The organism is Arthrobacter sp. SAFR-044 (assembly GCF_059414985.1).
The window spans coordinates 112,822-124,642 of sequence record NZ_JBPFDN010000008.1; the positions used below are offsets into that span (position 1 = coordinate 112,822).

General features: G+C 65.9%; 14 protein-coding genes. 9 read left to right on the forward strand and 5 right to left on the reverse strand.

Annotated features, from left to right (window positions below; translation table 11 throughout):
* The first annotated feature begins 38 nt into the window (after positions 1-38).
* The 3 genes from ACR65J_RS13760 to ACR65J_RS13770 all read left to right on the forward strand — a co-directional run bounded on the left by ACR65J_RS13760 (position 39) and on the right by ACR65J_RS13770 (position 2,190).
* On the forward strand, positions 39-410 hold the full coding sequence (locus ACR65J_RS13760) for a YegP family protein (RefSeq protein WP_440169861.1): 372 nt from the start codon (positions 39-41) through the stop codon (positions 408-410).
* A 275-nt stretch (positions 411-685) separates the two neighbouring features.
* The gene (locus ACR65J_RS13765) at positions 686-1,237 is read left to right on the forward strand and encodes an RNA polymerase sigma factor (RefSeq protein WP_440169864.1); all 552 of its coding nucleotides are present in this window, start codon (positions 686-688) and stop codon (positions 1,235-1,237) included.
* Entirely contained in the window at positions 1,234-2,190 is a 957-nt protein-coding gene (locus ACR65J_RS13770) for a hypothetical protein (protein ID WP_440169867.1), read from the forward strand. Before ACR65J_RS13765 ends, ACR65J_RS13770 begins: the two co-directional genes overlap by 4 nt.
* A 61-nt stretch (positions 2,191-2,251) precedes the next feature.
* On the opposite strand, the gene ACR65J_RS13775 is transcribed toward ACR65J_RS13770, so the two are convergent.
* Genes ACR65J_RS13775 through acs form a run of 4 tightly spaced genes read right to left on the reverse strand, consistent with a single transcriptional unit; the run spans position 2,252 to position 7,309 of the window.
* Positions 2,252-2,746, reverse strand: a complete 495-nt coding sequence (locus ACR65J_RS13775; protein ID WP_440169870.1) for a CoA-binding protein — start codon at positions 2,744-2,746, stop codon at positions 2,252-2,254.
* On the reverse strand, positions 2,743-4,095 hold the full coding sequence (locus ACR65J_RS13780; protein WP_440169873.1) for an O-acetylhomoserine aminocarboxypropyltransferase/cysteine synthase family protein: 1,353 nt from the start codon (positions 4,093-4,095) through the stop codon (positions 2,743-2,745). The genes ACR65J_RS13775 and ACR65J_RS13780 overlap by 4 nt, the downstream gene beginning before the upstream one ends.
* Positions 4,095-5,288: a dimethylsulfone monooxygenase SfnG gene (sfnG, locus tag ACR65J_RS13785; protein WP_440169875.1), complete on the reverse strand. Its 1,194-nt coding sequence runs from the start codon at positions 5,286-5,288 to the stop codon at positions 4,095-4,097. Before sfnG ends, ACR65J_RS13780 begins: the two co-directional genes overlap by 1 nt.
* The gene (gene acs, locus ACR65J_RS13790; RefSeq protein ID WP_440170135.1) at positions 5,285-7,309 is read right to left on the reverse strand and encodes an acetate--CoA ligase; all 2,025 of its coding nucleotides are present in this window, start codon (positions 7,307-7,309) and stop codon (positions 5,285-5,287) included. Before acs ends, sfnG begins: the two co-directional genes overlap by 4 nt.
* Positions 7,310-7,557: 248 nt before the next feature.
* On the opposite strand from acs, the gene ACR65J_RS13795 reads away from it, so the two are divergent.
* Positions 7,558-7,983 carry a CoA-binding protein gene (locus tag ACR65J_RS13795; protein WP_440169878.1) on the forward strand — a complete coding sequence of 142 codons (426 nt, stop codon included), beginning with the start codon at positions 7,558-7,560 and terminating at the stop codon, positions 7,981-7,983.
* Positions 7,984-7,990: 7 nt separating this feature from the next.
* Here the strand turns inward: ACR65J_RS13795 and ACR65J_RS13800 are convergent, their stop codons facing one another.
* A complete protein-coding gene (locus ACR65J_RS13800) occupies positions 7,991-9,025 on the reverse strand; it encodes an isopenicillin N synthase family dioxygenase (protein WP_440169880.1) in 1,035 nt (344 codons plus the stop codon).
* 45 nt (positions 9,026-9,070) lie between these two features.
* Between ACR65J_RS13800 and ACR65J_RS13805 the strand changes: the two genes are divergently transcribed.
* From ACR65J_RS13805 to ACR65J_RS13825, 5 genes are all read left to right on the forward strand, one after another.
* A complete protein-coding gene (locus ACR65J_RS13805; protein WP_440169883.1) occupies positions 9,071-9,484 on the forward strand; it encodes an MmcQ/YjbR family DNA-binding protein in 414 nt (137 codons plus the stop codon).
* Entirely contained in the window at positions 9,477-10,025 is a 549-nt protein-coding gene (locus ACR65J_RS13810) for a DUF1990 domain-containing protein (protein WP_440169885.1), read from the forward strand. The genes ACR65J_RS13805 and ACR65J_RS13810 overlap by 8 nt, the downstream gene beginning before the upstream one ends.
* Entirely contained in the window at positions 10,022-10,339 is a 318-nt protein-coding gene (locus ACR65J_RS13815; protein ID WP_440169887.1) for a putative quinol monooxygenase, read from the forward strand. The genes ACR65J_RS13810 and ACR65J_RS13815 overlap by 4 nt, the downstream gene beginning before the upstream one ends.
* 77 nt (positions 10,340-10,416) lie before the next feature.
* Positions 10,417-10,710, forward strand: a complete 294-nt coding sequence (locus ACR65J_RS13820; RefSeq protein ID WP_440169890.1) for a DUF503 domain-containing protein — start codon at positions 10,417-10,419, stop codon at positions 10,708-10,710.
* Between the two features lie 117 nt (positions 10,711-10,827).
* On the forward strand, positions 10,828-11,769 hold the full coding sequence (locus ACR65J_RS13825) for a type IV toxin-antitoxin system AbiEi family antitoxin (RefSeq protein WP_440169892.1): 942 nt from the start codon (positions 10,828-10,830) through the stop codon (positions 11,767-11,769).
* Positions 11,770-11,821 lie beyond the last annotated feature (52 nt).

Consider the following 11,821-nt stretch of genomic DNA (forward strand, 5'->3'; position numbering starts at 1 on the left):
ACTCGTCTGTACCACCTGGTGCCCAAGGAAGGATCGTCATGGCCGGAAAATTTGAAGCATTCGTTGACGCTGAGTCGTTTTTCCGGTTCCGCCTCCTGGCGCCGGATGGGGCCGTGATCGCCGTCTCCGGCCCTTTTGAGGACAAGGCCGCTGTGGCGGCAGGGATCGCTGCCGTGCGTGAATGTGCCGGGACGGGCTTGGTCACCGACCTGTGTCCCGCCGGAGCCGTTGCCCGTCCCGCGGCTGTACCCGTTTCGGTTGCTGCCGCTGCTCCGGTGGAGCAGCCCGCCGCCGTCGTACCTGTGTGCGGCGAGGAACGCACGCCCTCCAGCCCGCACGCCTTTGCACTGGCAGATGCGCTGCGCCGGCATGCAACGGCACCGCGGTGGAGCAGGGCAGCAGTCCGCTGAAAGACTTTCAAAAGTTTTCTCGAAAACGCGTAACCCTCCGGAGGCCTGGAGCGATTACCCCTATGTAGCGCCGGCCTGGAACCTGTCCCCCATCACGTTCCAGGCCGGCTCTTTCATCTTTCCGCAAGGGTGGCTGCCCATGCTGCGCCCGTCACTGGCCCGGGTCCGTGGCGCTTCGGGCTGCGCGGTTACTGGAGGGTAAAGTAAGGGCAGCGTTCAGGATGTACTGGGCGCTCGCCTTGCCACCACCCTTCTTGACGGAAAGCACCACGTCAGTGACCGATGCACAGACAGACGAGGCTCCGGACCAGCCATTGTCCGGGACTGCTGCCTTCAGCCTCGTCTACAAGACATACGCATCACAGGTACTGGGCTATCTCACGGCCCGGGGAGTCGAGGATCCGGAGGCCGCCATGCAGGAAGTGTTCGTTTCCGTGTTGCCCCGGCTCGATACAGTGCGCGGAGGAGAATCCGGGCTAAGGACCTTTATCTTCTCCGTGGCCCACGCCCGCATGGTGGACGACCATCGCCGCCAAAGCCGGACTCCCGTCAAGCTGTCCTTCGAACCCGAGCTCGACCAGCGCCAGGACACTTCGGCGGAGAAGGAAGCCCTGCAGCGCATCTCGCCCCAAGAGGTCCTTGCGCTGCTGGACGGCTTGCCCCAGGACCAGCGCGACGTGCTGTCGCTGCGCCTGATAGGAGGCCTCACGGTGGAACAAACGGCGGAGGCCATGGAAAAGAGCGCCGGTTCGGTGAAGCAGCTTCAGCGCCGCGCATTGCTCAAACTCCGGGAACTTGCCGCAGTGAAGGAGTACCTCGCGCCATGACATCCGTCCCGGACAACCTCGCCACCATCATTGACGACATGCTGCTGGATGCCGGCTTTGAACAGGATGCGGACCTTCGCGGCGCCCTGCTCTCACTGGGCGCCCTGGCATCACTGCCCGCGCCTGCGCCCGCAGGGGAACTTGCCGCGCTGCTCGCAGCCGGGGGACCTTCACCGTTGGAATGCCCGGCTCCAGCCGGGGAGCCGGGCGAGGAAGCAGCTGAAGAGGCAGCCGAACAGCCCGGTGGAAAGCCCGATGCGCAGCCTGAGGACGAGCTGGCGCGCCGCCGCCGGCGGCACCGCCCCACCGCGCTGGGCCTGGTGCTGGTGGCCGGGATGGGGCTGGGGGTGGGCGGCGTAGCCGCCAGCTCCACACCTGCCGGAAGCAGCGCCGTGGAGTACCTGCTGGAGGATTGGGCGCCTTGGAGCAGTACGGCCGGCGGGGCACCGACGGCAGGCTCTGGTTACCGTGCGCCGCAGGTGGCAGCGGATGGGGAACTCGCCGCTGCTGGTTCGCCTGCTGCGCCCGCCGGGACCGTGGATGCCGCAAACCTTGCCTCCCGCCTCCTTCAGGATCCTGCCGGCTCGCGCCGCGGGGAGTATGCGCGTACCGGTACCCCGCCCTGCGCCGGTCCGGTCAAACCCGAGGCCGCCGCCGGCACGGGAACGTGCACGCCGGCGGCTCCCGGGGCTGTTGCGCAGGGCAACGGAGCGGGCAGCGGCAAGGAAGTCCCCGGGGCTGTGGCGGAAGGGACGCCGGCGCGGCCAGGGGCCGCAGGGTCGGCGAAGGATGGACTCCAAGCGGCAACCGCCGCGCCGGACGCCGCGGATGCAGCGGGCGAGGTGCAGAAGGCAGCCGGCTCCGCGGTCAATGCAACGCCCGCGCAGGCGCAATCCGGCTCCCAGGGGGCAGGACAGGGAGCAGGCCCAAAGCCCACGTCTCCGGCAAAATAACCGCCAGACAGCAACAGCGGGCCCGTTGGACGGACCCGCTGTTGTCTTATCCCGTTTCCCGTCAGGCCATGACCTGGCGCTTGGACGAAATCACGCCGGTGTCGAAGCCGGCCAGGTGGAGTCCGCCGTGGAAGCGCGCATGCTCGATCTTCACGCAGCGGTCCATAACCACGTTGAGCCCGGCCTCTTCCGCGCCTGCTGCGACGCCTTCGTGCCAGGACCCCAGCTGCAGCCAGAGCGTTTTGGCGCCGGCGGCCACTGCCTCGTCAAGGACGCCTGGAAGGTCGTCGTGCTTGCGGAACACGTCCACAATGTCCGGGCTTTCCGGCAGGTCCGCCAGGGAGGCATAGGTGGGCTGGCCCAGGATCTCCTTGACTACCGGGTTGACGAAGTACACCTTATAGCGGGTGGAGGACAGCAGATAGGTGGCCACAAAGTAGCTGGCCCGGGACGGCTTATCCGAGGCGCCAACAATGGCAATGGACTTCGCCTGGCGAAGCAGGGAGAGCCGTTCAGGCGCTGACGGGCCGGACCAGGTACGTTCGGCGGTGCTCATGCGTTTGCTCCGATCGTGCAGGCGTCTGCCGGTTCTTCAATGACGACGGCGTCCGGGGCCGCCACGCTGGACGCTTCGGTGAGCGCCTGGTCCAGGTCCCACAGAATGTCCTCAATATCCTCAAGGCCCACCGAGATGCGGACCAGGTCCTCCGGCACGCCCGCGGATTCCAGCTGCGCCGGGCTCAGCTGCTGATGCGTGGTGGAGCCCGGGTGGATCACCAGGGTCCGCGAGTCGCCCACGTTGGCAAGGTGTGAGGCGAGCTGCAGCGATTCGATGAATTTCTGCCCTGCAGCACGCCCGCCCTTGACCCCGAAGGAGAAGACCGATCCGGGGCCCAGCGGCAGGTACTTCCGGGCCCGCTCGAAGTGCGGGTGCGAGGGAAGGCCGGAGTAGTTGACGTAGGCCACCCGGTCATCGTTTTCCAGCCACTCGGCTACGGCCCGCGCGTTCTTCAGGTGCTCATCCAGCCGCTGCGGCAGGGTTTCGACGCCCTGGAGCAGCTGGAACGCCGACTGCGGCGACAGGGCCGGGCCAATGTCACGCAGCTGCTCGCTGCGCAGCTTGGTGAGGAACCCGTATTCGCCGAAGTTGCCCCACCAGGAGACGTTTCCGTAGGAAGCCACTGGCTCGGTCATGGTGGGGAAATTGCCGTTGCCCCAGTTGAAGCGGCCGCTTTCCACCACGACGCCGCCCAGGGTGGTGCCGTGGCCGCCCAGGAACTTGGTGGCGGAGTGGATCACGATGTCGGCGCCGTGTTCGATGGGCCGCACGAGGTACGGCGTGCTCAAGGTGGCATCGACTACCAAGGGGATCCCGGCGTCGTGCGCCACCTTCGCCAGCCCCGCAAGGTCCTGGACCTCCGACGACGGGTTCCCCACCACCTCCACGAAGATCGCCTTGGTGTTGTCCCGGACCGCCGCGGCATAGTCGGCGGGGTCGGTGCCGGGAACGAAGGTGGTGTCCACGCCGAAGCGGCGCAGGGTCACGTCCAGCTGGGTCACGGTGCCGCCGTACAGCTGCGAAGCGGCCACGATGTGGTCGCCCGCCTGGGTCAGCGCGGCGAAGGTGATGAACTCCGCGGCCATGCCCGACGACGTCGCAACCGCTCCGATGCCGCCTTCCAGGGACGCGATGCGCTCCTCGAAGGCCGCGACCGTGGGGTTGCCGATGCGGGAGTAGATGTTGCCGTACTTCTGCAGGGCGAACAGGTTGGCGGCGTCATTGGTGTCCTTGAAGACAAAAGACGTGGTCTGGTAAATCGGGACGGCGCGGGCCCCGTGCTCGGCGTCGGGGGTGCCGCCGGCGTGCAGGGCGCGGGTGCGGAAACCGAAGGTGCGTTCAGCCATCAGACGGCCACCGCCTGGGCGGCTACGGGAGTGGTTGAGAGGTCCAGCTCGGTGCCGTTCTTCCGTGCCAGGTCGGCTTCCAGTTCGCGGACGATCGGCAGGATGTCCCGGCCGAACGCGGCCACTTCCTCCTGGAAGTGCAGGTAGCAGGTGAGGAACAGGTTCACGCCGATCTTCTTGTACTCGACGATCCGTTCGGCAATCTGCTCCGGGGTGCCGATCAGCTGGGTCTTGAAGCCGTCGTTGTACTGGATCAGGTCCTCGAAGGTGGAGTCGGCCCACATGCCCTTGCCGTCCTTGGTGGACGCGCCGGCTTCCTGCACCGCGTCCCGGAAGCCCTGCACGGCGGGCTTGTGCGCCTTTTCCACTATCTCGCGGAGGGTGTCTCTGGCTTCTTTCTCGGAGTCGCGGGCGATGACGAAACCGTTCAGGCCGAACCGGGGTGCGGCCAGCTGTCCCGCAGTGCCGCGGCGGGCCTCACCGGCCGAGGCGACCACGCCGGCGATGTTGTCTTTGAAGCCCTCCAGGTCCTTGCCGTTGGAGAAGTACCAGTCCGCCACGCGGCCCGCGGTGGCCTGGGCCGCCGTCGAGTTGCCGCCGAAGAAGATCTCGGGGTGGGCGCGGCCCGGCACGTCCACCGGGGAGGGGTTCAGGGTGAAGTCGGTGATGTTGTAGTACTTGCCGGACTGGTTGTATTCCTGCTCGGTCCACAGGCCGCGCAGGACGTTGATGAATTCCTCCGTGCGGACGTAGCGCTCGTCGTGCTCCAGCCACTCCAGGCCGAAGTTGGTGAACTCGCTTTTCAGCCAGCCGGAGACGATGTTCACCGCGGCACGGCCGTTGGAGATGTGGTCGGCCGTGATGATGTACTTCGCCAGGACGCCGGGGTGCCACATGCCGGGATGGACGGCGGCGATCACCTTGAGCCGCTCGGTGGCGGCCAGCAGGGCCAGGCTGAACGAGGTGGCCTCGTGCTGCTTGTCCGCCCCGTAGGAGGCCGCGTAGCGGGTCTGGGTCAGGGCGTACTCAAAGCCGGATTCCTCGGCGATGCGGGCCAGCTTCTTGTTGTAGTCGAAGTCCCAGCCGGTGCGCTGTTCGATGGTGGATACCACCAGGCCGCCGGAGACGTTGGGAACCCAGTAGGCGAATTTGAGCGGTTCTGAGAGTCGGGCGACGTTGCTGATCTCGGTCATGAATTTTCCTTTGCTAGGGCCCGCTGGTGCAGGACTTGCTGGATGCCGGCGATAGCCGGTTCGTTCTGGAGGGAGGTGGTGTCACCCAGGGTTGTTCCTTCGAACAGCTGGGTGAGCAGCCGGCGCATGATCTTGCCGCTGCGGGTTTTGGGAACATCGGGGACCACGACGACGTCGCGCGGCTTGGCGATCGGGCCGATCTCCTTGGCCACGTGGTTCCGGAGAGCCTCGGTTGTTGAGCTTGTCGAAACCCCGGCCTTCACGACGACGAAGGCAACCACGGCGTGCCCTGTTTTGGGGTCCGCCACCGGGCAGACGCCGGCCTCCACGACGTCCGGGTGCGACACCAGGGCGGATTCGATTTCGATGGTGGAGAGCAGGTGGCCGGAGACGTTGAGGGTGTCGTCCACCCGGCCCAGGATCCAGATGTCGCCGTCGGCGTCGTATTTGGCGCCGTCGCCGGCCAGGAACCAGCCCTGGTCCGCGTACTTGCTCCAGTAGGAGTCGAAGTAGCGCCGCGGATTGCCCCAGACGGTGCGCGCGATGGCGGGCCCGGGGGAGTCAACCACGATGTTTCCCTGGACGCCCGGGGCAACTGTTGTGCCGGCGTCGTCCACGATCCTTGTGCTGACCCCGGGAAGCGGGCGGGCTGCGCAGCCGGGCTTGAAGGTTGTGTCCGTCGGCGCGGGGGAGAGGATGGTGGCGCCGGTTTCGGACTGCCACCACGTGTCCACCACGGGTGCGGTGCCGGCGCCGACGTTATCCCGCAGCCAGCGCCATGCCTCCGGGTTGACCGCTTCTCCCACGGTGCCCAGCAGACGGATGGAGGAGAGGTCGTAGGTGTCCGGGACGCCGTCGGGGAACCAGCCCATGAGGGACCTGACCAGCGTGGGCGCGGTGTAGTACTGGGTGACGCCGTAGCGTTCGATGATCTCGAAGTGCCGCCCGGGATGCGGCGTGTTGGGAGTGCCCTCGAAGATCACTTGCGTCACGCCGTTGGAGAGCGGGCCGTAGATCTCGTAGGTGTGGGCCGTGACCCAGGCAAGGTCCGCGGTGCACCAGTGCACGTCCTGGTCACGCAAGGCCGGGTCCGGGTTGCTGAACAGGTGCTCGAAGCTCCACGAGGCCTGCGTCAGGTAGCCGCCGGAGGTGTGCACCAGGCCCTTGGGCTTGCCGGTGGTGCCGGAGGTGTACATGATGAACAGCGGCGTCTCGGCGTCGAACGACTCCGGCTCGTGGACGTCAGGGGCGTTTCCGACGACGTCATGCCACCACACGTCGCGGCCTGCAGTCATGGGGACGGTAGCCAGCTCGGCGGCCGGGGTGGTGCGGTTGACCACCACGACGTGCTCGATTGCGTTCTCGCCGGACACGGCGGCGTCAGCATTGTCCTTCACCGGGACGGCGACGCCGCGGCGGAACTGCCCGTCGGTGGTGACCAGGAGCTTGGCGCCGGTGTCCTCCACCCGGAACTTCAGCGCTTCCGCGGAAAACCCGCCGAACACCAGGGAATGGATGGCGCCGATCCGAGCCACGGCCAGCGTGATGATGATTGTCTCGGGAATGACGGGGAGATAGATGACCACCCGGTCGCCCTTGGTGATGCCCAGGGCCAGGAGCGCATTGGCTGCCTTGGACACCTCGCGCTGGAGTTCGGCGTACGTGATGGACCTGCTGTCGCCCGGCTCGCCTTCGAAGAGGAGGGCCACCTTGGCGCCGCGGCCGGCCGCGACGTGGCGGTCCACGCAGTTGGCGGCCACATTGAGCCGTCCGCCCTCAAACCAGGTGATGCCCGGTCCGCGGCCGGCTTCAGGGTCCGCCGGATTCCAGCGGTGCGCAGTGTGCCACGGGGTGTCCCAGTCCAGGCGCAACGCCTGCTGCTCCCAGAAGGCAACGTTGTCCGGGTGCACCCCCGCGTTCAGGTCCATCGTTTCAGAGGCGCTCAAGCCCATCGTTTCACTCCATCGGTCCTGGCGGTAGCACCCGACGGAGGCAGCGTTCCGGAAAAGCCAGTTCCGGATATCCGTTGCTGCGGTCCTTGCTATCGCCGGGGCGTTGGGGCGCGTCCGGCGACCAGGGTTGCTGCGGCGTCATTGATCCAGGTCTCTCGGCCGCTCGGGATGGTCAAAGACCACTACACAGCAATGAATCGGCGAGAGCAAACTATCGCGTCCGCCGCGTAATATTCATTCACAGCGTCCATCGGCGCCCCGGATCATTCTTTTATTCGATCCGCTGTGACTTCAGGTATGGAGCGTAGGCTGATCCCATGGGCCACACGAACGATCCTGCAGTCATTGAACGGCTTATGCGAACCAAGGGCCGGTGGGCCATCGTGGGCCTGACCACCAATGAGTGGCGCTCAGCCTACGATGTTTCGCTGTTGATCCGCGACCGGCTGGGCATGGACATCATCCCCGTCAACCTGCCCGGCGATGCTGTCCACGGCGAACCGGGGTACCGCACCCTGGCCGACATTCCGGCGGAAAAGCAGCCCATCGACGTCGTGGATTGCTTTGTGAATTCGCAGAAGGTGGGCAGCGTGGTTGACCAGGCCATTGCCGTCGGTGCCAAGGCCGTGTGGCTGCAGCTGGGCGTCATTGATGAGGCGGCGGCGGAGCGCGCCAAGGCGGCCGGCCTCGATGTGGTGATGAACGTCTGCCCTGCCCAGATCGCCTGGAAGTACGGGCTTTAGCGCTCCCCTAACCCCGGCGCTTCAGCAATTCAGGATAATGCCGTTCGGTGACATCCGGGTGCGCACGCATGCGCCCCTTAAGCATGTTCAGGCCGAACGATGCCAGCAGCGGGTTGGCGGGATCGTCCGTGATGCCGCGGGCAGCCGCTTTCAGCTCAGGCGCCAGGGGGACCGGCTCGATGACAGCGTCCAGCCGCGGCGACCAGAAGAACGGCACCGAGTAGCGGTCAACCCCCGGCGGCGGGGCCTGGACACGGTGGATGGTGGCCGCCAGATAACCCTCGGTGGCCACTTCCAGCATCTCGCCCAGGTTCACCACCAGGGCGCCCGGTAGGGGCTCCACCTGCAGCCATTCGCTGGTACCGGGCGGCAGCACTTCAAGGCCGCCCACATCGTCCTGCAGCAGGAGCGTCACGAACCCGTAATCGGCGTGGGATCCGACGCCCTGGTCGCCGGCGGCTTCCACCACACCGCCCACGTAGTGCACCAGCTTGCCCATCCACGCCGGGGTGTCCCGGAAGGGTTCGTCGAAGTAGTCCTCCGGCAGCTGCAGCGAAACCGCGATGGCCCGCAGCAGCTCCATCCCTACCTCTGACATGAGGTCCGCCCACTCCATGGCGGCAGGCCTGAGTTCGGGGAACGCTTCGTCCGGCCAGAGGTTGGGCCCCTGCAGCAGCCAGAACGGCTGGTCCTCCGGGTAGTCCGCCACCGGTCCGCGCTCCGGGGAATAGTCGATCTGCTCCCTCGCATCCGCCCGGCCCTGGGTCACTTCCGTTCCCATGCGGGTGTATCCACGGAAGTGCGGCGACAGCCGGTTGTCCAGCTTCATCCGCTCCTCAAGCGGCAGGCTGAAGAAGCGCCGCACCAGGTCCAGGAGCTCTTCGGCTTGGCCCGGACGGCCGCCGTAGCCGGTGATTTGGAAGAAACCCACATCGTGGGTGGCGTGCCGCAGCTGCTCGATGAACTCCGGGCTGAAGGGCCCATAAGGCTGCCGTGCCGAACTCAGATCCAGAACAGGTATGGCTCCCTGGTCACGTGACATCCTCGCAGACTAGCACCGTGCAGGTCCGCTTTATAGGCTTCCTTCATGGACCCCAACGCGCTGCGGACGATCTGCCTGTCGTTTCCGGGAGCCTACGAGGATTTTCCGTTTGGACCGGAAACCTCGGTCTTCAAGGTCCGCGCCGCGGTTGCCGGCGGCACCCGCCATGAGGCAAAGCTGTTTGCCTTGTCATCGATGGACGAGCACGACTTTTACGTGAACCTGAAGTGTGAACCGGCGCTCGCGGTGCAGTTGCGGGCAGTGCACCCGGCGATTACCGGCGCGTGGCACATGAACAAGGCCCACTGGAACGGTGTCCGCCTCGACGGTTCGCTGCCGGACGGGATGATCCGGGACATGGTGGAGGACTCCTACGACCTGGTGGTGTCAGGCTTGAGCCGCAAGCAGCAGGAACAACTCGGGTGGGCACGGCTCGGGAAGGAAGGTAGCAATGACTGACAGGGCAACGGCCGGGTTGGACTATCCGGGAGTGGGAGGCACGGAACAGGGCAGCGCGCCGGAAGGTTATGACCGCGTTCTTGAGGAAGCCCGGCTGGGCACCGGACTGGACGTCTACCGGCGCGTGGCGGACGGCATCCTGGGCTGGGAGCTGCAGCGGCGGGCAGGGCTGCGCGTCCGCGCCGATTCACCAAGGGCGGTCCCAGGCGCACACGTGGTGAGCGGATTCGGCGTCGGGCCCTTCCGCATGCCGGCCCCCTGCCAGGTGGTGTGGGTCCATGAGCCGGCGCCGGACGGTGTTCCGCAATCGGCGGGTTTTGGCTACGGGACGCTGCCCGGACACCCGGCCCGCGGAGAGGAATCTTTTGAAGTGGAGATCAACAGCCAGGGAGAGGTGTGGCTGCGGATCCGGGCCTTCAGCAGGCCTGCCAACTGGTTCTACGCCGCCGGTGGCGTGGTGACCCGTGCGGCGCAGCGTTACGTTACTTCTCGGTACATTGAAGGGGCACGCAGTCTCGCCGCGGAAGGAAAGTCCCAGTGATCTTTATTGTCGTCAAGTTCAAGGTCAAGCCCGAGTGGTCCGAGCGCTGGCCTGCCCTGGTGGCAGACTTTACCGAAGCCACCAGGCAGGAACCCGGCAACCTCTGGTTCGACTGGTCCCGCAGCCTGGATGACCCCAACGAATACGTCCTGGTGGAAGCCTTCAAGGACGACGCCGCCGGCGACCACGTGAACAGTGACCACTTCCAGAAGGCCATGGCGGATATGCCGCAGGCCCTTGCCGAGACTCCACGGATCGTCAGCCGCCAGCTGGAGGGCGAGGGCTGGGACCTCATGGGCGAACTCACCATCTAACCCCGCCATCGATTGCTCCGTAGCTGTCGTTTTGGTCCTCCTAAACGGCAGGTACGGAGCAATCGATAGCATGAAGCATGTGGATCGGGTGGAGTGAGTTCGACATCCTCCTCGGTGACGTGCACAGCCTGAAGGAGAAACGGTCCGTGGTCCGGCCGCTCCTGGCTGAACTCAAACGCCGCTTCGAGGTGTCCGTAGCGGAGGTGGGGGACCACAGCCAGTACCGGCGCACGCAGCTCGGCGTTGGCCTGGTGGCAGCGGACCGGCCGCACCTCGTGGAGGTGCTCGCCGCCGTCGAACGCTTCGTGGCGGGGAGGCCGGAGATCGAACTGCTCAGCGTCCGCCAGCGCGAGCTGCACAGCGAGGACTGATCCCATCGATTGCTCCGTACTTGTCGTTTTCACGCTCCAAAACGACATTTACGGAGCAATCGATGAGGGGTGTGGATAACTTCTGCGCGGATGCCAGGATTTTGCTCTCATGGATCGATGAAGACCCCACAGCCGCTGCCGGAGGAACTCCGGGGACGCCCCTTCACGCTTGTTAACGCTTCGGCTGCCGGAGTCTCCCCACGCCGCTGGCGGCACGGTTCCCTGACACGGCGTGGCAGGGGTATCAGGATGGAAGGCCCGACGGCGGAGCTTTCGTTGGGCACGCGGGTCCGGCCTTTCATTGAGGTCAATGAGCGCTGCGCCGCATCCCATGTCACCGCCGCGGAGCTGCATTCACTGCCACAGCGGCGGCAAAACGAAACCTTTGACGTATACCACCTCATCCGGCCGGAAGGCGCAGCCCACCTGGAGAGGCCCCACGTCATCGTCCACCGGATGAAGCTGTACGAGGACGAGGTCACCACGATTGAAGGCCTTCCGGTGACGACGCCGGAGCGGACCTGGCTCGACATGGCTGAGCTGCTGTCAATCGACGAAATCGTGGCGATGGGGGACAGTTGCGTGCGCGTGCCCAGACCCGAGTTGGAAGGCCGGGATATGCCGCTGTGCACCATTAGGGACCTGCAGCGGATGATTGACAGGCACCGGGGAAAGCGGGGGCTCCGGAAGGCGAAGGAGGCCCTGGAGCTTATCCGGGTCGGGTCGGATTCACCGCAGGAAACGATGTTGCGGCTCGCTATCGTCCGAGCGGGGCTGCCCGAACCCGAGCTGAACGTTCCGATCGTTGCAGACGACGGCAGCAGGCATCATGAGCCTGACCTCTCTTACCGGAAGTACCGGATTGGCATCGAATATGAGGGCGAACATCATGGCGAAGAGGGGCAGACTGTCCGGGACATCCACCGCTCAGAGCGCTACGCCGCCCTGGGGTGGACCGAGGTCAGGATTTCAAAGCGCCATATGCTCAACGACGCCAAGCCCGCCGCCGCCAAAGTCCTCGTAGCCCTGGCGCAGGCCGGCTGGCGGAGGGGTGCTTAAAAACGAGTGCTCCGTACTTGTCGTTCTGAGGGTTCAAAACGACAAGTACGGA

Excerpts from the sequence above, each read along its gene's own strand:
- ACR65J_RS13770 (WP_440169867.1), top strand. The coding sequence starts at position 1,234 with ATGACATCCGTCCCGGACAACCTCGCCACCATCATTGACGACATGCTG.
- ACR65J_RS13805 (WP_440169883.1), top strand. The coding sequence starts at position 9,071 with ATGGACCCCAACGCGCTGCGGACGATCTGCCTGTCGTTTCCGGGAGCC.
- ACR65J_RS13780 (WP_440169873.1), bottom strand. The coding sequence starts at position 4,095 with ATGGCTGAACGCACCTTCGGTTTCCGCACCCGCGCCCTGCACGCCGGC.
- ACR65J_RS13810 (WP_440169885.1), top strand. The coding sequence starts at position 9,477 with ATGACTGACAGGGCAACGGCCGGGTTGGACTATCCGGGAGTGGGAGGC.
- ACR65J_RS13795 (WP_440169878.1), top strand. The coding sequence starts at position 7,558 with ATGGGCCACACGAACGATCCTGCAGTCATTGAACGGCTTATGCGAACC.
- ACR65J_RS13820 (WP_440169890.1), top strand. The coding sequence starts at position 10,417 with ATGTGGATCGGGTGGAGTGAGTTCGACATCCTCCTCGGTGACGTGCAC.
- sfnG (WP_440169875.1), bottom strand. The coding sequence starts at position 5,288 with ATGACCGAGATCAGCAACGTCGCCCGACTCTCAGAACCGCTCAAATTC.
- ACR65J_RS13760 (WP_440169861.1), top strand. The coding sequence starts at position 39 with ATGGCCGGAAAATTTGAAGCATTCGTTGACGCTGAGTCGTTTTTCCGG.
- ACR65J_RS13775 (WP_440169870.1), bottom strand. The coding sequence starts at position 2,746 with ATGAGCACCGCCGAACGTACCTGGTCCGGCCCGTCAGCGCCTGAACGG.
- ACR65J_RS13800 (WP_440169880.1), bottom strand. The coding sequence starts at position 9,025 with ATGTCACGTGACCAGGGAGCCATACCTGTTCTGGATCTGAGTTCGGCA.
- ACR65J_RS13825 (WP_440169892.1), top strand. The coding sequence starts at position 10,828 with ATGAAGACCCCACAGCCGCTGCCGGAGGAACTCCGGGGACGCCCCTTC.